At 65.3% G+C, this 20,312-nt stretch carries 18 protein-coding genes; 12 read left to right on the top strand and 6 right to left on the bottom strand.

The features are described from left to right. Position 1 precedes the first annotated feature (1 nt). The 4 genes from AXK11_RS00575 to AXK11_RS00560 are packed head-to-tail and all read right to left on the bottom strand — an operon-like array spanning position 2 to position 4,895. Complete coding sequence (locus AXK11_RS00575; RefSeq protein ID WP_068628274.1) at positions 2-538, bottom strand: queuosine precursor transporter; 537 nt, start codon at positions 536-538, stop codon at positions 2-4. A gap of 37 nt (positions 539-575) precedes the next feature. Next, entirely contained in the window at positions 576-1,601 is a 1,026-nt protein-coding gene (locus AXK11_RS00570; RefSeq protein WP_082780712.1) for an NAD-dependent epimerase/dehydratase family protein, read from the bottom strand. Next, complete coding sequence (locus AXK11_RS00565; RefSeq protein WP_068628270.1) at positions 1,598-3,733, bottom strand: AMP-binding protein; 2,136 nt, start codon at positions 3,731-3,733, stop codon at positions 1,598-1,600. The genes AXK11_RS00570 and AXK11_RS00565 overlap by 4 nt, the downstream gene beginning before the upstream one ends. Before the next feature lie 28 nt (positions 3,734-3,761). After that, positions 3,762-4,895 carry a ribonuclease D gene (locus tag AXK11_RS00560; RefSeq protein WP_231865706.1) on the bottom strand — a complete coding sequence of 378 codons (1,134 nt, stop codon included), beginning with the start codon at positions 4,893-4,895 and terminating at the stop codon, positions 3,762-3,764. A gap of 188 nt (positions 4,896-5,083) precedes the next feature. On the opposite strand from AXK11_RS00560, the gene gnd reads away from it, so the two are divergent. Next, entirely contained in the window at positions 5,084-6,601 is a 1,518-nt protein-coding gene (gene gnd, locus AXK11_RS00555) for an NADP-dependent phosphogluconate dehydrogenase (RefSeq protein ID WP_068628266.1), read from the top strand. A gap of 475 nt (positions 6,602-7,076) precedes the next feature. After that, complete coding sequence (locus AXK11_RS00550; protein WP_068628264.1) at positions 7,077-8,489, top strand: Fic family protein; 1,413 nt, start codon at positions 7,077-7,079, stop codon at positions 8,487-8,489. A gap of 427 nt (positions 8,490-8,916) precedes the next feature. On the opposite strand, the gene AXK11_RS00545 is transcribed toward AXK11_RS00550, so the two are convergent. Continuing rightward, a complete protein-coding gene (locus AXK11_RS00545) occupies positions 8,917-10,554 on the bottom strand; it encodes a peptide ABC transporter substrate-binding protein (RefSeq protein ID WP_068628263.1) in 1,638 nt (545 codons plus the stop codon). Positions 10,555-10,765: 211 nt separating this feature from the next. Here AXK11_RS00545 and panB point away from each other — a divergent pair, with 211 nt between their 5' ends. From panB to AXK11_RS00495, 10 genes are all read left to right on the top strand, one after another. After that, positions 10,766-11,554 (top strand): 3-methyl-2-oxobutanoate hydroxymethyltransferase, encoded by a 789-nt coding sequence (panB, locus tag AXK11_RS00540; RefSeq protein ID WP_068628261.1) that lies wholly within the window; start codon positions 10,766-10,768, stop codon positions 11,552-11,554. Between the two features lie 4 nt (positions 11,555-11,558). Next, on the top strand, positions 11,559-12,356 hold the full coding sequence (gene panC / locus AXK11_RS00535; RefSeq protein WP_068628259.1) for a pantoate--beta-alanine ligase: 798 nt from the start codon (positions 11,559-11,561) through the stop codon (positions 12,354-12,356). Further along, entirely contained in the window at positions 12,353-12,991 is a 639-nt protein-coding gene (locus AXK11_RS00530) for a flavoprotein (RefSeq protein WP_068628257.1), read from the top strand. Before panC ends, AXK11_RS00530 begins: the two co-directional genes overlap by 4 nt. A gap of 34 nt (positions 12,992-13,025) precedes the next feature. Then, positions 13,026-13,790: a phosphopantothenoylcysteine decarboxylase domain-containing protein gene (locus AXK11_RS00525; protein WP_068628255.1), complete on the top strand. Its 765-nt coding sequence runs from the start codon at positions 13,026-13,028 to the stop codon at positions 13,788-13,790. Beyond that, positions 13,787-14,746 (top strand): type III pantothenate kinase, encoded by a 960-nt coding sequence (locus tag AXK11_RS00520; RefSeq protein ID WP_068628253.1) that lies wholly within the window; start codon positions 13,787-13,789, stop codon positions 14,744-14,746. The genes AXK11_RS00525 and AXK11_RS00520 overlap by 4 nt, the downstream gene beginning before the upstream one ends. A gap of 39 nt (positions 14,747-14,785) precedes the next feature. Continuing rightward, the gene (gene panD, locus AXK11_RS00515) at positions 14,786-15,157 is read left to right on the top strand and encodes an aspartate 1-decarboxylase (RefSeq protein WP_068628252.1); all 372 of its coding nucleotides are present in this window, start codon (positions 14,786-14,788) and stop codon (positions 15,155-15,157) included. A gap of 51 nt (positions 15,158-15,208) precedes the next feature. After that, complete coding sequence (nadA, locus tag AXK11_RS00510) at positions 15,209-16,291, top strand: quinolinate synthase NadA (RefSeq protein ID WP_082780710.1); 1,083 nt, start codon at positions 15,209-15,211, stop codon at positions 16,289-16,291. Between the two features lie 108 nt (positions 16,292-16,399). Further along, positions 16,400-17,347: a carboxylating nicotinate-nucleotide diphosphorylase gene (gene nadC, locus AXK11_RS00505; protein WP_082780709.1), complete on the top strand. Its 948-nt coding sequence runs from the start codon at positions 16,400-16,402 to the stop codon at positions 17,345-17,347. A gap of 68 nt (positions 17,348-17,415) precedes the next feature. Then, the gene (locus tag AXK11_RS00500; RefSeq protein WP_068628247.1) at positions 17,416-19,014 is read left to right on the top strand and encodes an L-aspartate oxidase; all 1,599 of its coding nucleotides are present in this window, start codon (positions 17,416-17,418) and stop codon (positions 19,012-19,014) included. A 193-nt stretch (positions 19,015-19,207) separates the two neighbouring features. Then, positions 19,208-19,570, top strand: a complete 363-nt coding sequence (locus AXK11_RS00495; protein WP_068628245.1) for a hypothetical protein — start codon at positions 19,208-19,210, stop codon at positions 19,568-19,570. A gap of 29 nt (positions 19,571-19,599) precedes the next feature. On the opposite strand, the gene AXK11_RS00490 is transcribed toward AXK11_RS00495, so the two are convergent. Then, positions 19,600-20,211, bottom strand: a complete 612-nt coding sequence (locus tag AXK11_RS00490; protein WP_231865705.1) for a guanylate kinase — start codon at positions 20,209-20,211, stop codon at positions 19,600-19,602. Positions 20,212-20,312 lie beyond the last annotated feature (101 nt).

The raw sequence follows: 20,312 nt of genomic DNA, 5'->3' as shown, positions 1-20,312 counted from the left end.
GTCAGGCTGCGCTCGCGGGCGCGGGCATGGCACCGAGCTTCAGGATGAGCTGGCGGTAGGCCGGCAGGAGCAGGACAGCCATCGCCAGCTTCACGCTCAGATCGCCCGCGCCGAGCTGGAGCCAGTTTTCCCCCGTCCCGCCAAAGGCGATGTTAAAGAAAATCGCCGTGTCGATGACCGAGGCCACGCAGGAGCCGATAAACGGCGCTTGCCACCAGCTCTTCTGCCGCAGGCGGTTAAACACCGAGATATCGAGAAGCTGCGACACGAGGAATGCCGACCCGCTCGCCGCCGCGATCCGCATCGGCGCAAGCAGTGCCGAGCTGGCGAGCCCGAACACGAAGCCCACGAGTGCCACGCGGCGCGCGGCGCGCGCGCCCAGCAGCCGGTTGCACACATCGGTGACCAAAAACGCGAGCGGGTACGAAAAAGCGCCCCAAGTCAGCCACTCGTTAATCGTGTACTGCACGAGCCAGTTCGACAGCAGCACCACAGCCGCCATTGCCAGCGCGGGAAAAAAAAGGGTTCGGAGAGCCATTCTGGAAAAACGGGGGCGGATTTTGTTTTGCGAAAGGTTAACGCGACGCGCGCAGCCAGGCGACAAGCTCGGCGGTGCCTTGTGCCATCGTGATGCGCGGTGAGTAGCCAAGCTCGCGACGCGATGCCGAGATGTCGAACCAGTGATCGTGTGCAAGCTCGGCCGCGATGAAGCGTGTCATTGGCGGCTCGCGGCCCGGCAGCATCCGCTGCGGCAACACGCGCCAAATGGCTTCGCACAATGCACCAATCGCCATCGCCGCGCGCAGCGAAACTTTTCGCGCAATCGGCGGCTCACCCAGCGCGGCGAGCAGCGCGTTTACCCAATCCCAGAGCACGACTGGCTCGCCATTGGTAATGAAGTACGCGCGGCCACCGCAAGCTGCGCAGCCCGTGTCCTGCGCGAGCTGCGCCTCTGCGCACAGGTGCGCATCAACCGCGTTTTCGACATGCACCATGTCCACGCGGTTTCTCCCCGATCCCACGATGCGCAGCCGCCCACGCCGCGCAGCCGCCAGCAAGCGCGGGACCAGATGTGGATCGCCCACACCCCAGATCAAGTGCGGCCGCAGCGCGACCGTGCGCAGTGCAGCCGAGCTCGCCGCCAAGACCTCGCGCTCCGCAATCGCCTTCGTCAGCGGATACGGGCTCGGGCAGCGGGTCGTGAGCGGCAGCGTCTCGTCACCGCCCGCGATATCGCGCCCGTTATACACCACACTCGGCGTGCTCGTATAAACCAGCCGCGACACGCCATGCGCGCGGCAGCCCTCGATCAGCGCGCGCGTGCCAAGGACGTTGGTCTTATAAAACTCAGCGTAGCGGCCCCAGACACCGACCTTGGCCGCCGTGTGAAAAACCGTGCCCACACCCGCACAAGCCGCGCGCACCGCAGCCGCATCATCAAGAGATGCGCAAACAAAGCGCACGCCGCGCGCGGCCAGCTCGGCATCGGCGCGGCGGCTCAACACGGTGACGCGGCGGCCTTGCGCCAAGAGCCGCAGCACGAGCCGCCGCCCCAGAAAACCCGTGCCACCGGTGACCAATGTCGCTCCTGCTTCACTCATGTTTCCTGAGGGATGTAGACCCGCGCGACCCGACTCTGCGAAGCCCAGCGAGCGAGCGTGTGGCGATGGATTTTTGCGTTGTGGCGCACGTCCACGGGGAAGCTCGGATGAAAATAAAAGCGCTCGATTCCACGGGTGTGTTCGTGCGCGAGGGCGAGCTCGCGAAGCTCGCGTGCGAGGTCGGCGCGGCTGTATTCGCTAGCTCCCGCCTCCGCGGTCGCGCCCGCCTCACGGGGCTGTACAACGAGTGCGGGCACTTGCGCGCCGGGCTCACCCAGCCCGATCAAGGCGCAGCGCTCGACCTGCGGATGACTGCGAAAAACTTGCTCGCAGGGCTCGGTGTAGAGCGTGCCGCCCGGCGTCTGCACGCGCTCGACCACTCGCCCGCAAAACCAAAGAAAACCCGCCTCGTCCAAATATCCCGCATCGCCCATCCGGTGGGCTACGCAGCATCGGTTATCTTGCGCGGTCGCAGACCGATTTACTGGGCGTGCTTCCGATGGTCGCACGTCCGCTAGACGCCCGTCGGTGCCAGGCGGGGGCGACTGTTCTGCCAAGTCACCGCTAAGTAAATCGGGCGAAGGCGTCAGCGAGCGGCCCGTCTCATTGGGAAGGTCGAAGACCTTGGCGCGGGCGGTCGCTTCGGGCAGACCGTCGTAGCACTCGGTGACGACGGGGCCGGAAACGACGATCTCACCCACTTCGCCGCGCGGTAGCTCGCGCACCTCTGCCAGCGTCGCAATCGGGCCATCAACGATCTCGATAATCTTGACGCCGATCCCGGGCAGCGGCCGCCCCACACACGCGCCCCAACGGGCGCAGGCCGTTTTACCTGGCGCGGTCTCCGACCGGCCCGTTCGGCGCACTCCCGATGGTCGCGCATCGGTGGGTGCGTCAGCGGGCCGAAGCGGGCAAAACTGCTCCGCCAGCTCGCCTGCCGAGATCGAACAAACTGGCAGCGCCTCCGTCGCCCCGTAAGGGCTGTGGATTTGGCCGTTGGGCAGCCAGCGCGCGTTATCCTCCCAGAGCTCGGCAGGCACGGGCGCGCCCGCGCAGAGGATCCGCCGCAGCGAGGGAAGCTGGATGCCGCGCGCGAGGCAGTGCCGCTTGATCTTCAACCACAGTGTCGGCGAGCCGAAGGAGTTGCTCACGCGCTCCTGTAAAATCGCCTGCACGATTTTTGCAGGGTCGACCTGGGCGGGGCGCCGCGGGTCGATCTCGGGCACGACCGTCGTCATCCCCAGCGCCGGATTAAAGAGCGCAAAGATCGGCAGCATCGGCAGGTCCACCTCGCCCGCCGCGATCCCGTAGTGCTCGCGAATCAGGCGGAGCTGCGCCTCAAAAATCCCGTGCGTGTAGCACACACCCTTCGGCGAGCCGGTGGAGCCGCTCGTGAATAAAATCGCCGCGAGTTCATCTGCGGAAACGGTCACTGCCGGAAAGGCCGTCGGCGCAGCGGGGTTACCCGTTGCACCGGAAAAATCGCCCGCGCGGGAAGCCGCCTTGTTCGCGCTGCGGCTGAGTTGATGCGTGAGCGAGCCGCTCGCCCAGACACGCCACTCGACGCTGCGAAACTTGCGAAAGAAAAGGCGGCCAAGCCACTGCGCGAGCGGGATCCCCACGAGCGCTTTTGGGCGCGAGCGCGCCACGCAGCGCAGGAAGTTTTTCAAACCCATGCCCGGGTCGATCACGATCGGTACCGCCCCGAGTTTGAAGAGTGCAAACACGACCGCGATAAGCGGCAGCCCCTGCCGCAGCATCACCAGCGTGCGCACACCGCGCCACTGGCTCGCCGCGCGGGTGCCGCCGCACAGCCGCGCGCACCACGCATCGACCTCGGCTTCCAGTTGCGCAAAGGAAAGTGTCAGGTAGTCGATCCGCCCCTCCCGCCCATCACCGCGGCGACCGCGCGGCACTTTGAGCGCGCAGAGCGAGGCCGAGAGCGAAGTCGCAGGCCCTTCGTTTTGGCACGGAACCGCAGACGCGCTTGTTTTTGCGGTGGGCCCTTGCCCCGCCGTCGAGGGGGCGCTGCCCACTTCCCTGCTCGGCTCGTTCTCGCGGATGGCTTCGGCTTCGCGCGCCACCATCGCGGTGAGGTGCCGCGCGATGTTTGCTCCGCCCTCCACACTCATCGGTCTTCCGTCGCGCCGCACACGTGCTTTACACGCTTTTTAGCGCGGGCGTTTGGCGGATGAGCTCGGCCTGCCAGGGCAGGAGGATTTCGTCGAGCGCGTGGGGCTCGCGTGCGATTCGCGCCAGCTGGGTGCGGTTGGCGATGAGGGTGGGCTCCAGCGAAAGTTTTTGGGCGACGCGGTCGCGGTCTTCGCGGATGCGCTGCTGGAGATCGACCTCGGCTTGCGTGAGCGGGATGTTGTTGGGGTCGCGGCGGCGGCGGCGGCGCAGCTCAATGGTCTGCGGGTCGCGCTCAAGGCCCAGCTTCAGCGCCGCGGTGAGGGTCGGCAGCAAGCGTTCGTGGCGGCGGCCCAGGTTGACGCCCGCGAGGATCGATTCGAGCGTACCGCCCGCATCTGCGGCCTGCGCGAGTGCGAACAAGCGCTCGTTATTGCACACCTTGAAGGCCGGCACATCGAGCCGCTCGGCAGTCTCTTCGCGCCAATGCCACACGGCATGCAAGACGCTGAGCCCGCGATCGCGGAGCTTCTCCGTCCTGCCGATCCGCCACGCATTTTCGTCGCGCGGGGAAAAGCCCGAGAGGCCCGACTTGATCTGCGCAGCGCATTGCTGCTGGAGCCAGCCCAGGCGGCGGCGGCGCACGAGCTCGCGCGTGAGAATGTCGCGCAGGGCGGGCAAGTGCCACACGTCGAGCGCCGCGTAATCGAGCATCTTTTTCGTAAGCGGGCGCTTCGACCAATTCGCCTTTTGCGAGTCCTTCGAGAGCTTTACCTGAAAGTGATCTTCGAGGAGCGAGGCCAGCCCCACGCGCGGACGATTGAGGAGCTGCGCGGCGAGCATCGTGTCAAAAATGCTCTTCGGGCTGAAGCCGCACAGGTCGTGCAAAAGCCGCAGGTCAAAGTCGCTACCGTGCATGATCAGGTGCTTGTCGGCGAGCGCGGCCCAGAGCGGGTCGAGCTTTAGCAGCGGCGCCTGCGCATCGACCATGAAGACCTCCCGCCCGACCAGAAACTGGAGCAAGCACACGCGGGTCTTGTAGTGGTACATGTTATCGGCCTCGGTGTCCAAGGCCACTTCGGGGACACCCGCGAGCGCGTCGAGCAGCGGCTGGAGCTGCCCCGGCTGGTCGATGAGTGTGTAGGCAGGCGGAGGCGAAGGCACTGTGAGCTTGAAAAGACGGCGCAACGCCGCTGGGAGGTAGGCTATCATTTTGGGTCGCAGACCCGTTTAATTTGCGAGAGCCGCAGCGCAATCCGTCAATGGCCGATACGTTTTTATTCATGCGGCGGCGCTCGGCCCAATAAACGGTTGCTGCGCACGGCCAGCCCTCTAGTGACCTCGGCCTACTTATGGCCAAAGAACGCTCCGACATCGGACTCATCGGGCTCGCCGTGATGGGTCAAAACCTCGCGCTTAACATCGCCGACCACGGCTTCAAAATCTCGGTCTACAACCGTACGACCGAGAAGACCGAAAAGTTCGTCGCCGAAAATCCCGACACGCCCGGTGGCCTCGTCGCCACCAAAACGCTCAGGGAATTCGCCCAATCGCTGGCCCGCCCGCGCAAGGCGATCATCCTCGTCCAGGCCGGCCGCCCTACCGACGCGGTGATCGACGGCCTGTGCGAAGTCTTCGAGCCCGGAGACATCATCATCGACGGTGGCAACGCGCTGTGGACGGATACGATCCGCCGCGAAAAAGCGCTCAAAGAAAAGGGCTTCCTGTTCATCGGCTCCGGAGTTTCCGGCGGCGAGGAAGGCGCGCGCTTCGGCCCCTCACTCATGCCCGGCGGCGACCGCGATGCATTCAAACACCTGGAGCCGATCTGGAAGGCCATCGCCGCCAAGGTCGATAAAACGACTGGTAAACCGCTGCTCGGCGCCAGCGCGGGCAAGCCCGTAAAAGGCGGCGTCCCCTGCACCACCTACATCGGCGAAAACGGCGCAGGCCACTACGTGAAGATGGTTCACAACGGGATCGAGTACGGCGACATGCAGATGATCTGCGAAGCCTACGACCTGATGAAGGGCCTGCTCGGGCTCAAGCCCGCCGAGATGGGCGCGATCTTTACCGACTGGAACAAAGGCGTGCTCGACAGCTTCCTGATCGAGATCACCGCCGACATTTTAAAACAGAAAGACCCCGTCACGAAGAAACCGCTCGTCGATGTCGTCCTCGATACCGCCGGCCAAAAAGGCACCGGCAAGTGGACCTCCGTCAACGCGCTCGATATGGGCGTGGCCGCGCCGACCATCACCGAGTCCGTCTTCTCGCGCTGCCTCTCCGCCATCAAGGAAGAGCGCGTCGCCGCCGCCAAAATCCTGAAAGGCCCCAAGGTCGCCAAAGCCGCCGCCGTCTCGTCCGCCAAAAAGAAAGCACTCATCGAAGCGATTCGCGACGCGCTCTACTGCTCGAAAATCTGCTCCTACGCACAGGGCTTCCAGCTCATGCGCCAGGCTCAGGACGAGTTCGGCTGGAAGCTCAACTTCGGCAAGATCGCCCAAATCTGGCGCGGCGGCTGCATCATCCGCGCGGCCTTCCTCCAGAAGATCACCGAGGCCTACGCGAAAAACCCGAAGCTCGCGAACCTGCTGCTCGACCCGTACTTCAACAAGACGATCCAGGACGCCCAGACCAACTGGCGCAAAGTCGTGAGCCTGGCCGCCGAAAACGGCATCCCCGTGCCGACCTTTGCCTCGGCGCTCGCTTACTACGACGGCTACCGCTCCGCCCGCCTGCCCGCCAACCTGCTGCAAGCGCAACGCGACTACTTCGGCGCACACACCTACGAACGCGTCGACCAAAAGCGCGGTGCCTTCTTCCACATCGACTGGCCCGACGCGGCGCGCCCGCAGCTCAAGGCGTAAACGAGAGCGCCCCTTCGGGGGCGCATGCCCGATAAACAGGGTCCTAGGCTCCCACTGCGCGTGGGGCGGGGGACGGTGTCCCCTGCCATTTACTGTGCGGTTTGTTTGGCGGGCGTTCCGCCCGCCAAACAAACCGCACAGTTGGAAATATCCGATCTCTGATCGGGCGGTCTTCCAGCAACTCATTTTGCGCGGCGTCGTTGCCGCCGCGTCAGACCAGCATTTTCCCGTTAACCCGAAAAATCCGCCCAAGTTGGTTTCCGCTTCATTCGCGCACGGGCTGATGCACCTGACGAGACGCCAGGAGGGAGGGCGCACGCGCAAAATCGCAAATTAGATGGCAGGGAACACCGTCCCCCTGCCCCAGGCGCAGCGGGAGCCTGATCCCAATCTAATCCTGATTTTTTAAAAATCAGGATTTGCAGTTTAATCCTAATCTAATCCTAATTTTTTAAAAATCAGGATTAGATTGGAAATGAGATTCCCGAAGTCGCCGCCCAGCTGGATTGAGCTCGCCCGCCAGATACCGAAGGCGAGGCAACTAGAGCTGCATGCCCAACGCGCCTACTGGGTAAAAAACGACGCGCGCTACCTGCACTGGGATGAGTTCAGGAGGAAGAAGATGCCCGCAGGATTCAGCGCTGAGGAATGCTGGTTCATCCTGAAGACGATCCGCAGCGCGAGCTACCGCGAGATCGACCTGCACGACGCCAAGGGGCAGCCCTTTGTGTTTGGGATGCCGTGGACGCTCAGTGCGTTTTTACAACAACTCGACCTCGGAGAAGGGCTCGCAGGGGCCGCCAGAGCACTGGATGACTCGCAGACCGAAGCGAAGGCCAGGAGCGAGCGGGCAACGATCAGCACGCTTGTGGAAGAGGCGATTACCTCCAGCCAACTAGAAGGCGCACGGACGACTCACGCTGTGGCCAAGGAGATGCTGCGCACCGCGCGCAAACCCAGAGACAACAGCGAGCAGATGGTGTTTAACAACTACCGGGCGATGCAGCACCTGCGCAAAGTCGCTGCGCAGCCGCTGAACCTGAAGCGCCTGCTGGAGCTGCACCGGATCGTGACCCAAGACACACTGGAAAAGCCCGATGCTTCGGGGCGGCTACGCCTCGCCAGCGAGAAGATTCGCGTGAGCGACTTCACTGGCGAAGTGGATTTCCACATCCCGCCGGATGCCAGAAAACTGCCGAAGCTCCTGAAGGCGTTCTTCGCATTTGCCAATGCGGGGAACCCGCTCGCGAGCGATCATACCGCAAATAACGCAGACAACGCAAACAGCGCCGAGGACGCTGCGCCGGACTTCATCCACCCCGTCCTGCGCGCGATCATCCTGCACTTCTGGCTGGCTTACCTGCACCCGTTTTACGACGGCAACGGCCGCACCGCGCGGGCGCTCTTCTACTGGTCGATGCTGCGCACGGGCTACCCGCTCTTTGAGTTGATCTCGATCTCGCAGGTGATCCTCCGCGCGCCCACTCGCTACGCGAGAGCCTACCTCCACACCGAGACCGATGACAACGACCTGACCTACTTCATCCTCCACCAGGTCGGAGTCATCCGCGCGGCAATTGAAGAGCGGTACAAGCAACGCGAGCAAAAGGCGCGCGAGCTCAATGCTGTGGGGCGTTTTCTGGACAAGTACCCGGAGCTCAACGCGCGCCAACAAGCACTGCTCGCGCACGCGCTGCGCGAGCCGGGTGCCGCATACGAAATCTACGCGCATGCTCGCAGTCACGGCGTCACCCACCAGACGGCACGCGATGATCTGTTTGAGCTCGTGGAGCGCGGCTTTCTCGAAGCCAGCCGCAGTAGCCGCCGCTACCAGTTTCGCCCCACCAAGAGCCTGCAAAGCCGCCTGGCCCGACTCGCCAAGAAATGAAGCGAGGGCTCCCACTGCGCGTGGGGCGGTGGCGGGGCGCCACAGGCCATTCAAGGTTTTGTTTTCGCTCTGCGCTGCGGCGCAGAAACGAAAACAAAACGCTGAACAATTCCCTGTCGCGTTGCGACACGGTCTTCGACCGCTCCATTTTGCGAGCCGCTCGCCCTCCCGCCTAGCATCTCGTCAGGTGCCTCAGCCCGTGCGCGAATGAAACAAAAACCCGCTTGGGCGAGTTTTTGGGTTAACGGGTAAATACAGACCTGTAGGCCCGACCAGAGATCGGAGCATTTCCAACTGTGCGGCTTGCGCGCAGTGGAAGCTTAATCCTGATCTAATCCTAATTTTTTAAAAATTGGGATTAGATCAGGATTAAAGAGGATCGAGCTCCCCTTCATTGGCTCAAAATCAGAGCCTGCCGCCATCCTCTTTAGCGTGCTTCCAGCCAGGCGCGCTCGAAGGGCATCCGCCGGCTGATGTTATCTACCCAGCCCTTTACGCTCGGGTGAAGCAGGTACTGGGTCGTGTAATAGTAGATCGGGATCATTGGCATCTCCTCCATCAAGATCTCCTCCATCCGCCGCATGCGCGCGTTTTGTTCGGCCTCGTCATCAAGCAGCTCAACCTCCGCAGCGAGCCGGTCGTAGTCTGCGTTTTGCCAGCTCGTGTTATTAAAAGCCGAGGTGGAGGTGAATGTCTTCAAGAAGCGCAGCGGCGTGTAGGGCTCGATAATGATTCCTGCGCGGGCGAGCTGAAACAGTTGAAGCCTGAGCCGCTCGCCAAACACCGCCCACTCCTGCCCCTCCAGCGCTACCTGAATGCCGAGCTCGCGCCGCCAGTCCTCGGCAATCGACTCGGCTATGCTTTGGTGCCAGCCCGAGTTGATGTTGTACAAAAGCGTGATCGGCCGCAGCCCCTCCCCCCCCGCATAGCCCGCCTCGGCCAGGAGGCGCCGCGCCTCATCGTAGTCGAGCCGCGTGCGAGCACGGCCCGAATAGCCTGTCCCCTCCTCTTCCAGGGTTAAGTGATAGGCAGGCCGCTCGCCGCTGCGCGTGACCTCGCTCACCAGTTTTTCCCGATCGACAGCCATCGCGAGAGCCCGCCGCACACGCACATCCGTGAAGGGGGCGCGCTTCACATTGAACAGGTAAAAGTAAATCCCCGATGCAGGCGACGACCGCAGGGGCGACGGAGATTCCCGCGCGTACCGTTCGGTACGCCCCAGCACCACAGAGATCGTCTTATGCAGCTTGCCCGAGAGAAAGGCCGCCTCCTCGGCCTCTCCGCTGATCGGGACGAAACGCACGCCGTTTAGCCGCACGGTGTCGCGGCCCCAGTAGTGCGGATTGCGCTCGACCTCCAGAAACTCCCCCCGCCTCCACGCCTTGAGTTTGAAGGGGCCGTTACTGACAAAAGTCTCCACGCGCCGCGTCCAGGGATTCCCCGGGGCCAGGGGATCCCCCAGCCGCTCCAGCACATGCATCGGCACCGGGTACCACGCGCGCCCCGTCATCAACTGCGGGAGAAGTGGCGTGGCGTGGCGCAGCCGCAATTCGAGGGTGTGATCGTCGATCACCCGAAAGCCCACCTGAGTAAAATCCCTTAACTTCCCCTTGTGATAGAGCTCGGCCCCCGCAATCGGGTAAAACTGCTCAGCGTTTTCCGAGTTCGTCCACACGGAGAGCACCCGCCTGTAGGATGCATAAAAATCGTGTGCCGTGACCGCCCGCCCATCCGACCAGGACGCATCGTGACGCAGGTAGAAGGTGTAGCGCAGCCCATCCTCCGAGACCTCCCAGTGGGTCGCCACGCCCGGGATCGCCTCCAGCGTCTCGGGGTCGGTGCGCACGAGTCCCTCGAACAAGGTGTCGAGGATGTGCCCCTCCGCGAGCCCCGTATTCGTCTGCGGGTCGAGAACGGCGGGCTCCACACCATTTCCCACGATCATGATTCCCTCGCGGGTCGCTTGATCGACCACCGTCTCGCGCTTGGAGCAGGCCCCTAGCAGGAGCGGAAAAATGGAGAAGACGACGGCTACTGGGCCGAGGAATTTTAGCCAGGACTGCATAGGATACGCAGCGTACTACTACGAATAAAAGGAGATCAGGCGAGCGCACAGAATACGCACAAGCCGCCCCCTCATTTTTTTCGCCTCACTTGAAAAACCGACCAAAACGCGCCCGCCCGCCCATCCCGCCTCCCCCCGCCCTCCGACCAAATAAAAGTGGCGATGATACCTTGAAGCTCGCGTCCGTTCGCCCATTGGCTAGTAGCCACCTATGGAAGCCCTCCGCGACTTTGCTGCGGCCAAACACTCGGGGACCAAGATTGCAATGGTCACCGCCTATGACGCGCCCAGCGCGCGCCTCATCGCGGGCAGCGGCATCGACTGCGTGCTGGTGGGCGACAGCGTGATGATGGCCGTGCACGGGCACGCCGACACCCTCGCGGCGACGCCCGAGATCATGGCGCTGCACACCGCCGCCGTCGCTCGCGGGCAGCCGGGCTGCGTGATCGTCGGCGACATGCCCTTCCTCGCGGCGCGGCGCGGCATCGCTCACGCGCTCGACGCAGCCGCTGCACTGCTGCGCGCCGGCGCCCACGCCGTAAAGATCGAGGGCGCAGGCAGCCAGCTCCCCATCATTCGCGAGCTCGTCGAGGCGGGGATCCCTGTCATGGGCCACCTCGGCCTCCAGCCGCAGAGCGTCCGCGCGACCGGCGGCTACCGCGTGCAAGCGCGCGAGCAGGCCGAGGCCGCCGCGCTCTTCGCCGATGCCCACGCACTGGAGGAGGCCGGAGCCTTCGCGCTCGTGCTGGAGTGCATCCCCCAGGAGCTCGCACGCGAAGTCACCGCCAAGCTAAACATCCCCACAATCGGGATCGGCGCGGGGCCGCACTGCGACGGCCAGGTCCTCGTCTGGCATGACCTGCTGGCGCTCAATCCCGCCTTCAAGCCCCGCTTCGTGCGCCACTTTGGCGATGCAGCGACCATCCACCGCGGAGCGCTCACCGCCTACGCCGAGGCCGTGCGCACGGGCCAGTTTCCCAGTGGGGCGGAATCCTTCTAAAAGCATGCCAGCCGTTTTGCACACAGTCGCCGAGTGGCGGGCGCGCAAAGCGGGCCTGAGCCCGGGCGCGAAAATCGGGCTCGTCCCCACGATGGGCGCGCTACACGCCGGGCATGCCTCGCTCTTCAGCGCGGCGCGGCGCGACTGCGACTTCGTCCTCGCGACGCTCTTCGTAAACCCCACGCAGTTCGACGACCCGGCCGACCTCGCACGCTACCCGCGCACGCTCGACGCCGACCTCGCACTCATGGCCGAGGCGGGCGTCGATGCCGTCTTCGCGCCGCCGGTCGGGGAGCTCTACCCGAGCGACACCGGCACGCGCTACACCGTGCAGGAAGATCAATTTAGCCGCACGCTCTGCGGCGCGCATCGCCCCGGGCACTTCACCGGCGTCCTCACCGTCGTGCTCAAGCTTTTGCAAATCGCCGCTGCGAGCCGCGCCTACTTTGGCGAGAAGGACTGGCAGCAACTCCAGCTCGTGCGCGGCATGGCCGCCGCGTTTTTCCTGGAGACCGAGATCGTCGCCTGCCCGACCCTGCGCGAGGCCGACGGGCTCGCCCTCAGCTCGCGCAACCGCCACCTGAGCCCCGCCGAGCGCGCACTGGCCCCACAGTTCTACAAAACACTCTGCACCGCGCCCGATGCCGCGAGCGCCACTGCGCGACTCGCCGCGCTCGGCTTCGCGGTCGATTACGTCGAAGACCTTTCCGAAGCCCCCGAGCGCACGCGCCGCCTGGCCGCCGCCCGGCTCGGCTCCACGCGCTTGATCGACAACGTCAGCCTGCCCATTGCCCGCTCATGAGTGCTACCGCCCCCCAAGTCCTCCTCATGCTCAGCGGCTCGATCGCCGCCTACAAGGCGTGCACCGTCATCTCGCGGCTCGTACAAGCCGGTGTCGAGGTGCAGTGCGCGGCGACGCCTGCCGCGCTGCGCTTCATCGGCCGGGCCACGCTCGAAGGGTTGAGCGGCCGCCCTGTCTTCTGCGACCTGTGGGAAGAAGGCCGCGCGCTCGACCACATCGCCCTCGCGCGCGCCGCCGACCTCGCACTCGTTTGCCCCGCCACGGCCAACACGATCAACCGACTCGCTGCGGGTCTCGCCGACGACGCGCTCGGCACGCTCTTCCTCGCCTGGGAAAGAGAGAAGCCCTGGTGGATCGCACCCGCGATGAATCCCCACATGTGGCAGCACCCGAGCACCACCGCTGCGCTCGAAAAACTGCGCGGCTGGGGCCTGCGTATCATCGAGCCGGCCGACGGCCCGCACGCTTGCGGCGACAGCGGTGTGGGCCGGCTCGCCGATCCAGAGCAAATCGCGGCCGAGGTGTTGCACGCGCTGCGCCAGCGCGCGGGCCAGGCAGGCGGCAACGCGCTCAGGCAAGCGCATGGCAGCCCAGCCTCCGGGCACACCGCTACGCCCCCAAAGCCGGTCGAATGACAAGCGCACGCACACACGCCTTTCCCGCCCTCCGATGAAGCTCCTCATCACCGCAGGCGGCACACGCGAGCCAATCGACCGCGTTCGCAGTCTCGCCAACACCAGCACGGGCGCGACCGGAGCCGCACTGGCCGCCGAGCTCGCTGCACGCGGCCACTCGGTCGAGCTCCTCCTCAGCAAGTACGCGACCGCCGCAGTGCCGCCACACGCCAACCTTTCCCTCGGGCCAAGCTTCACGACCACTGCCGATCTGGAAACGCAACTGCGGGCGCGACTCGGCACCGGCGCGTTTGACGCCGTGATCATGGCCGCCGCCGTGGCCGACTACCGGCCCAAGCCCAGCTCCGCGCAGGGCGGTAAAATCGACTCCGACAGCGACGCACTCACCCTGCGGCTCGTCCGCGTGCCCAAGCTCCTGCCGCAGCTCCGCCAGTTTTCGCCGCGCCCGCTGTGCCTCATCGGCTTCAAGCTCACCGTCGGCGCGGGTGGAAGGGAGGGGCGGGAGGAGCGGGAGGGCGAGGCCGCGCGCCGCGCCGCCGTGCAAAAACAGTTCGCCAGCAGCGCTGTCGATGCCGTCGTCCACAACGATTTTAGCGAAATCGAAGCCGCCAGAGCCGAGGCGCAGCACAGCGCGAATGGCGCCGAAGCGCGCCCTACGAACAAGCTGGCAACAAGCAGCACTCCGCACCCCTTCCGGTTTTTCACGCGCGCCGATGAGTCGCCGCCAGTGCTGGCCAACGCCGCAGCCCTCGCCCAGCGGCTCGACCAATTTTTGCGCGCCCGCGCGCCGCAGCGATGAGCCGCCACACGCCCACTACCCTCGCGCTCGACCTCGGCAACTCGACCCTCGCCGTAGGCATTTTCGCGGGCGAGCAACTCGTCACCCACGTCACGTTGCCCGTCGCCAAGCACAGCCCGCAGGCACTCGCCGCAAAAGTCGCCAAACTCGTCAATGCCCGCCCGCGCACAGCCGACGCGCCTCCAACGGAAGCGCGCAGAAATCAAAGTTCCCACTCGCGCCTGCTTTGGACTGACGCGGCGGCAACGACGCCGCGCACGATAAAAGGGCCCTTGGCCCTTTGCTCGGTGGTGCCTGCGTTGACCGAGCCGCTGTGCGACGCGCTCGAAAGCGCGCTCGGCACGCGCCCGCGCTTGCTCACGCCGCGCGCCAGGCACGGGCTCAAGCTCAACTACCGCCGCCCTGCCCAACTAGGGGCCGACCGGCTCGCCGCCGCGCTCGGCGCGCGCAAACTCTACCCGCAGCAAAACCTCATCGTCGTCGATTGCGGCACGGCGACTACGCTGACCTTTATCTCCCGCGACGGAGTCCTCCTCGGCGGGGCGATTCTCCCCGGCCTCGGCCTCTGGGCCGACGCGCTCGCACGCGCCACCGCGCAGCTCCCCAAAGTCACGCTGCCCAAGACTGCACACTCAGCGGCACGCTCGCCCCAAACTGCGCGCACAGTCGCCAAGGTGCGGGCGCACGCGCCTGCGCAGCCGCAACCGCTCCCCGCTGTCGCCACCGATACCGCGGGCGCGATTCGCGCCGGGCTGCTCTACGGCCATGCGGGCGCGATTCGCGCGCTCGTGCAGCGCGGCTCGCGCGACGCCTTTGGGCCGCGCGACGCCAACGCCCAACCAATCGTGATCGGCACGGGCGGCCAAGCCCCCTTGCTCGCCGCAGAAAGCGACTTTACGGTAAGCGAACCCGCGCTCACCTTGCACGGCCTCCAAGCCTTCGCGGCCTCCCATTAAAGAAACCGCAGCAGTCCGCCCACCCACGCGCTTACTCCCATGCTCAGAACTTTTTTACGCGCCAAACTCCACCGCGCCACGATCACGGCTGCCGATCCCGATTACGAAGGCTCGGTCTCGATCGACCGCGCCCTGTGCCGCGCCGCCGGGCTGCTCGAGTTTGAGGAGATCAGCGTGTACGACATCAGCAACGGCGTGCGCTTCACCACCTACGTGATCTACGGCGAGCCCGGTCAGGTGCAGGTCAACGGCGCCGCGGCCCAGCTCGTAAACGTGGGCGACCGCATCATCATCGCCGCCTACGCGGCGCTCGCACCCGAGGAAGTCACCGCCCACCGTGTCACCGTGCTTCAGATCGGTGCGGATAACGCCATCACCAGCCAGCGCGACGCCACGGTCAATCCGGCCTGAGCACTTGCGGTGCGCCCAAGTCGCGGCTCAGTTCCGCGCTCCCCCCTCGCCATGATCACTCCCAATTTAGCCGAAGCCCCCAGCCACGCGGTCGCCACCACGCCCGAGATCGAAGCGGAAGCCGAGCGGCTGTTGCGCGCACTCATGAACGTCGAGTGCGACCCCAAGGGCCGCCGCTGGAATTACGAGACCTGCCTGGAAATCGCGCCGCTCACGCTCGAGATCAACGCGCTGAAGCGCGAGAAAAACGCCGTCATCCTCACCCACTCCTACGTGGAGCCGGAGATCGTGTACGGCGTGGGCGATTACATGGGCGACTCGTACTTCCTCAGCCTCAAGGCCAAGGAGGCGCAGGCCGATGTGATCCTCTTTGCGGGCGTCGTCTTCATGGCCGAGACCGCCAAGATCCTCTCCCCGCAAGCCACCGTCCTGGTCCCTGATCGCGGCTCCGGCTGCTCGCTCGCCGACTCGATCACCGGCGAAGACGTGCGCCGGATGAAGGCCCTCTACCCGGAGGCCGCCGTCGTCTGCTACATCAACAGCACCGCCGAGGTGAAGGCCGAGTGCGACGTCTGCGTGACCAGCGGCAACGTCTACGCGATCATCGCCGCGCTCCCCCAGCGGCAGATCATCTTCGTCCCCGACCGGCTCATGGCCGACAACATCCGCAACGAGCTCTCCAAGCTCGGCATCGAGAAAGAGATCATCTCCTCGGACGGCACCTGCATGGTGCACGAGGAGTTCGACGTCGCCCAGATCGCCCAAGCCCGCGCCCAGTTCCCCGGGCTCAAGGTCGTCTCGCACCCCGAGTGCACCGAAGCCGTCGCGCAGGCCTCCGACTTCGTCGGCAGCACGGGCGAGATGATGCGCTACGTGAAGAGCACGCAGGCGCCCTACTTCCTGATGCTCACCGAGTGCGGCCTCGTGGGCCGGCTCGAAGTCGAGAGCCCCGAGAAAAGCTTCATCGGCGGCTGCCGCCTGTGCCCCTACATGAAGCTCAACTCGCTGGAGAAAATCCGCGACCTGCTGCGCGCTCCCCGCCCCGAGCAAGTCATCACCCTGCCCGAAGACCTGCGCCTGCGCGCCGCGCGCTGCATCGACCGGATGTTTGAGCTCACGCCCGCTGCCAGCTAAGCCCAGCCCGACTCGCACCGCCTTCGCACACCGAGGCCGCGCCGCGCGCTCGCGCGCGAAACGCCCCATCAGCCCACCCGCCTCTCTCCTCCCGGCCCGCCCACACGCATGCTCACACCTCGCACCGACCACCTGATCGACCTCGCTCTCGACGAAGACGCCGCGCTGGGCGACCTCACCAGTCGGGCGATTTTTCCGCCAGAGCATTGCTCGCGCGCCCTCATCAAGGCCAAGCAGCCGCTCGTCCTTTGCGGCGCCGAAATCGCGGCGCGCGTTTTCGCGCGAGTCGACCCGCGCCTTGAGGTCACGCTCACCGCGCGCGACGGCGATACGCTGGCCGCAGGCGACGCCGTCCTCCACATCACCGGCCCTACGGTCGCCCTGCTGACTGCCGAGCGCAGCGCGTTAAACTTTCTCCAACGCCTCAGCGGCATCGCCACTCAAGCCCGCCGCTACGCGCAGGCCGTCGAAGGCACGGGCGTGCGCATCGTCGATACGCGCAAGACCACACCCGCTTGGCGCGCACTCGAAAAGTACGCCGTGCGCTGCGGCGGCGCACACAACCACCGCTTCTCGCTCGGCGAGCTCGTGCTTATCAAAGACAACCACATCGCCGCCGCGGGCTCGCTCACCCGCGCCGTCGAGCTCTGCCGCAGCGCCGCGCCGCACGGTGCAAAAATCGAAGTCGAGGCTGCCACGCTCGCGCAGGTAAAGGAGGCCATCCACGCCGGAGCAGAGATCGTCCTGCTCGACAACATGACGCCCCGGCAAGTGGAGGCCGCAGTCGCTGCAATCGCCGGTGCCGCACTCGTCGAAGTCTCGGGCGGCGTCACCTACGACACGCTGCGCGACTACGCGCTGCCCGGTGTGGACTTGATCAGCATCGGCGCCCTCACCCACAGCGTGAGCGCCGCCGATCTGAGCCTCGACATCCTCCCCGAAAAAACGGCCAGGCCGCGCAGTGCGAACAAGGGCAACGCCGCCCGGTCAAAGGCGAAGGCCCGGGAAACGAAGCCCGCGCCTGCCACAGGCCGCACGCGAGCCATGCACAAATAAAAACGGGGCAGCGAGCGGCGCCCGACTTCCTTCCCCGCGCGCGGCTCGCCCAAAACACATCACGTTTCATGCAGATCATTCGCACAGATTGCCTCGTCATCGGCGCGGGCCTCGCGGGCTCGGCCTACGCGCTGCATGCCGCACGCGCCGGATTGCGCGTGGAGCTGCTCTGCCTCGACGCACCGCTGGCCGCCAACAGCGACTGGGCCCAGGGCGGCATCATTTACGAAAACTCGGCCACTCCCGAGCGGCTCGCCAGCGACATCATCACCGCCAGTGATGGCACGGCAAACCCCGCCGCCGTCGAGCACCTCGTCCGCGAAGGCCCCGCCGCGCTCAAGGCACTCCTGCTCGACGAGCTCGACGTCGCCTTTGATCGCGACGCTCAGGGCGACCTCGAGTTCACCCGCGAGGGCGGCCACTCCACCCGCCGGATCATCCACGCCAAGGACACCACCGGCCACGCGATTCTGGGAAAGGTCGCCGCGCGCGTGGAGCGCACACCGGAGATTACGCGCCGCAGCGGCTGGGTCTCGATCGACCTGCTCACCCTCTCGCACAACAGCCGCAGGCCCGCCGACCGCTACGCGCCACTCACCTGCTTCGGCGCCTACGTGCTCGATGTGGCGAGCGGCGAGGTACACGCCATCATTGCCAAAAAAACCGTACTGGCTACCGGCGGCCTGGGCCAGATCTTCCGCCACTCGACCAACCAGCCCGGCAGCGTCGGCCACGGCATCGCGATGGCCTACCGCGTGGGCGCTCGGCTGATCGACCTCGAGTACGTGCAGTTCCACCCCACCGTTTTCTTCAAGAAAAACGCGCCGCGCTTCCTCATCACCGAAGCGATTCGCGGCGAGGGCGCCGTCCTCATCAACGCGCGCAAGCAGCGCTTCATGGAGGCCGCCCACCCGCTCGGCGAGCTCGCGCCGCGCGACATCGTCTCGCGCGCCATCCACGAAGAACTCGCCGCCAGTGGCGAGCCCTGCGTCTACCTCGACCTCTCCGCGCTCGCGCCCGAGTTCATCCGCGACCGCTTCCCCGCGATTCTCGCGCGCTGTGCCGAGTACGGCGTCGACATCACGCGCGAGCCGATCCCGGTCGTCCCCGCTGCGCACTTCTCCTGCGGCGGCGTGCACACCGACCTGCAAGGCCGCACCAATGTGCGCCACCTCAACGCCATCGGCGAGACTGGCTGCACTGGCCTTCATGGCGCGAACCGCCTGGCGAGCACCTCGCTGCTGGAGTGCCTGACGAGCGCGCAGTTTACCGCGCTGGCCGACGCGCAGGAAATCGCCGCGCTCGGCCCGACGGGCTTTCGCCTGCCCGAGCCCTCCGCCTGGCAAGCCGCCAGACGCGATGCCGACCCGACCCTCATCCGCCAGGACCTGCAACTGCTGCGCTCGACCATGTGGAACTACGCGGGCGTCGTCCGCAGCGACAAGCGGCTCACCCGCGCGCGGCGGATCCTGCTGGAGTTGCGCGAGGAGATTCAGAGTTTTTACCGCGACTGCCGCGTCACCCGCGAACTCGTCGAGCTGCGCAACGCCGTGGAGACCGCACTCCTCGTCGTCCGCGCCGCCAGCCTCAACCCCATCAGCAAAGGCTGCCACTACGTGGCCAACGGCAGCGAAGCCGAGTTCACCGGCCGCCCCGCCAATACGTAGCGCCGCCCCAAATCCGGCTCGAAAAAAGAGGAGGGACTCTCAATTGCCGCCTCCTCGGTGCCGTAATCGATTTTGTACCTTTCCCCCCTAAAATAATCGATTTAGCGCAGAGATAATCGTTTTGGGACCAAAGTACGTGCATTCCCACCGCCGATGCTCGACTTGGCTGATCCGCATAAAAGGAGAAGGCATCTTGTCATTCGGCTACCGATCACGGCGGGATGGCATCCGTCATCTTTTCCTCGACAACTTGATTTTCGAGGGCGACAGCCATCTTCTCGTCACGGGCTGGAAAAGTGGGCTTCACCGCCTGTTTGTTCGCAAGGACAGTTGGTTTTTAGACGATATCCTCGAGAATATAGAATTTGAAGGCACACACCTTCCCAAAGGGAGCCTCAGGTCGTATGACAATACGTATTGGGAAATCATCCCCGGCCTCCCCGAACCCGCGACTTACGGCGAAATATTCAGCGCAATCGGCCTCGGGCTTTGGTATTGGGGGAAGAAACAACGCCGCAGATACATCGCTCAGCAGCGCGTGCCAAGCGTCGCCTGAGGCAGCACCCGAGCGGGCGCGACAGGAGTTCAGCCCCGATGGGATTTCGCCTGCTCAATGATTTCGAGCAGGGCGGCGAAGTCTTCGTCGCGGCTGCCGCTGTGGATCTGGTGCTCAAACTGGCTGGCCGCAGCGCGCTCTTTCTCGGCGGTGGCCATCCGGCGGGCGATCTCCGCCTCATCGTCCGTCCCGCGCGCGCGAATCCGCTGCTGGAGCTCCTCGGGCGTGATGTTGATAAAAACGGGAACCAGGCTTCGCGCCAACAGCGGAAAGCGCGGGCAGCACGCGCGCAGGCTGGCGACGCCTTGCACGTCCACATTGGCGACGAGGTTTTGCCCGCGGCTGAGCGGCTCGATCACCGACGAGGCGAGCGTCCCGTAGCGGCGGTCGCCGTGCACCCAGGCCCACTCCAGAAACTCACCGGCGCGCACCTTCTCTTCAAAAACCTCGGGGCTCAAAAAGTGGTAGTGCACCCCATCGATTTCGCCCGGGCGCGGCGCGCGCGTGGTCGTCGTGATGACGCGCTCGAAGCCGAGCTGGGGCTCCTTTACGAGCCGCTCGCAAAGCGTGCTTTTCCCCGAGGCAGTCGGGCCAGCAATGACAACGAATAAAGGATTTCGGTTTTGAGCAGTCACAGACACGGGAAAAGGGAGGAAGTCAGTCGGTGGGGGAAGTGAGAGAAAACCCGCAGCGGCGAAAAATCCCGTTAACCGAAAAAATCGCCCGCACGGGTAAGCGCTGA

The sequence above is a fragment of the Cephaloticoccus primus genome (genome assembly GCF_001580015.1).
GTDB lineage: Bacteria > Verrucomicrobiota > Verrucomicrobiia > Opitutales > Opitutaceae > Cephaloticoccus > Cephaloticoccus primus.
Note: the sequence above shows the minus strand (reverse complement) of the source record. Positions and strands in the feature narration are given on the sequence as shown.

What these genes read in the sequence shown, in the direction of transcription:
- AXK11_RS00550 (WP_068628264.1), top strand. Translation starts at nt 7,077, where the DNA reads ATGAGATTCCCGAAGTCGCCGCCCAGCTGGATTGAGCTCGCCCGCCAG.
- AXK11_RS00525 (WP_068628255.1), top strand. Translation starts at nt 13,026, where the DNA reads ATGAAGCTCCTCATCACCGCAGGCGGCACACGCGAGCCAATCGACCGC.
- nadC (WP_082780709.1), top strand. Translation starts at nt 16,400, where the DNA reads ATGCTCACACCTCGCACCGACCACCTGATCGACCTCGCTCTCGACGAA.
- AXK11_RS00530 (WP_068628257.1), top strand. Translation starts at nt 12,353, where the DNA reads ATGAGTGCTACCGCCCCCCAAGTCCTCCTCATGCTCAGCGGCTCGATC.
- panB (WP_068628261.1), top strand. Translation starts at nt 10,766, where the DNA reads ATGGAAGCCCTCCGCGACTTTGCTGCGGCCAAACACTCGGGGACCAAG.
- AXK11_RS00575 (WP_068628274.1), bottom strand. Translation starts at nt 538, where the DNA reads ATGGCTCTCCGAACCCTTTTTTTTCCCGCGCTGGCAATGGCGGCTGTG.
- AXK11_RS00520 (WP_068628253.1), top strand. Translation starts at nt 13,787, where the DNA reads ATGAGCCGCCACACGCCCACTACCCTCGCGCTCGACCTCGGCAACTCG.
- AXK11_RS00545 (WP_068628263.1), bottom strand. Translation starts at nt 10,554, where the DNA reads ATGCAGTCCTGGCTAAAATTCCTCGGCCCAGTAGCCGTCGTCTTCTCC.
- panC (WP_068628259.1), top strand. Translation starts at nt 11,559, where the DNA reads ATGCCAGCCGTTTTGCACACAGTCGCCGAGTGGCGGGCGCGCAAAGCG.
- nadA (WP_082780710.1), top strand. Translation starts at nt 15,209, where the DNA reads ATGATCACTCCCAATTTAGCCGAAGCCCCCAGCCACGCGGTCGCCACC.
- AXK11_RS00570 (WP_082780712.1), bottom strand. Translation starts at nt 1,601, where the DNA reads ATGAGTGAAGCAGGAGCGACATTGGTCACCGGTGGCACGGGTTTTCTG.
- gnd (WP_068628266.1), top strand. Translation starts at nt 5,084, where the DNA reads ATGGCCAAAGAACGCTCCGACATCGGACTCATCGGGCTCGCCGTGATG.
- AXK11_RS00565 (WP_068628270.1), bottom strand. Translation starts at nt 3,733, where the DNA reads ATGAGTGTGGAGGGCGGAGCAAACATCGCGCGGCACCTCACCGCGATG.
- panD (WP_068628252.1), top strand. Translation starts at nt 14,786, where the DNA reads ATGCTCAGAACTTTTTTACGCGCCAAACTCCACCGCGCCACGATCACG.
- AXK11_RS00500 (WP_068628247.1), top strand. Translation starts at nt 17,416, where the DNA reads ATGCAGATCATTCGCACAGATTGCCTCGTCATCGGCGCGGGCCTCGCG.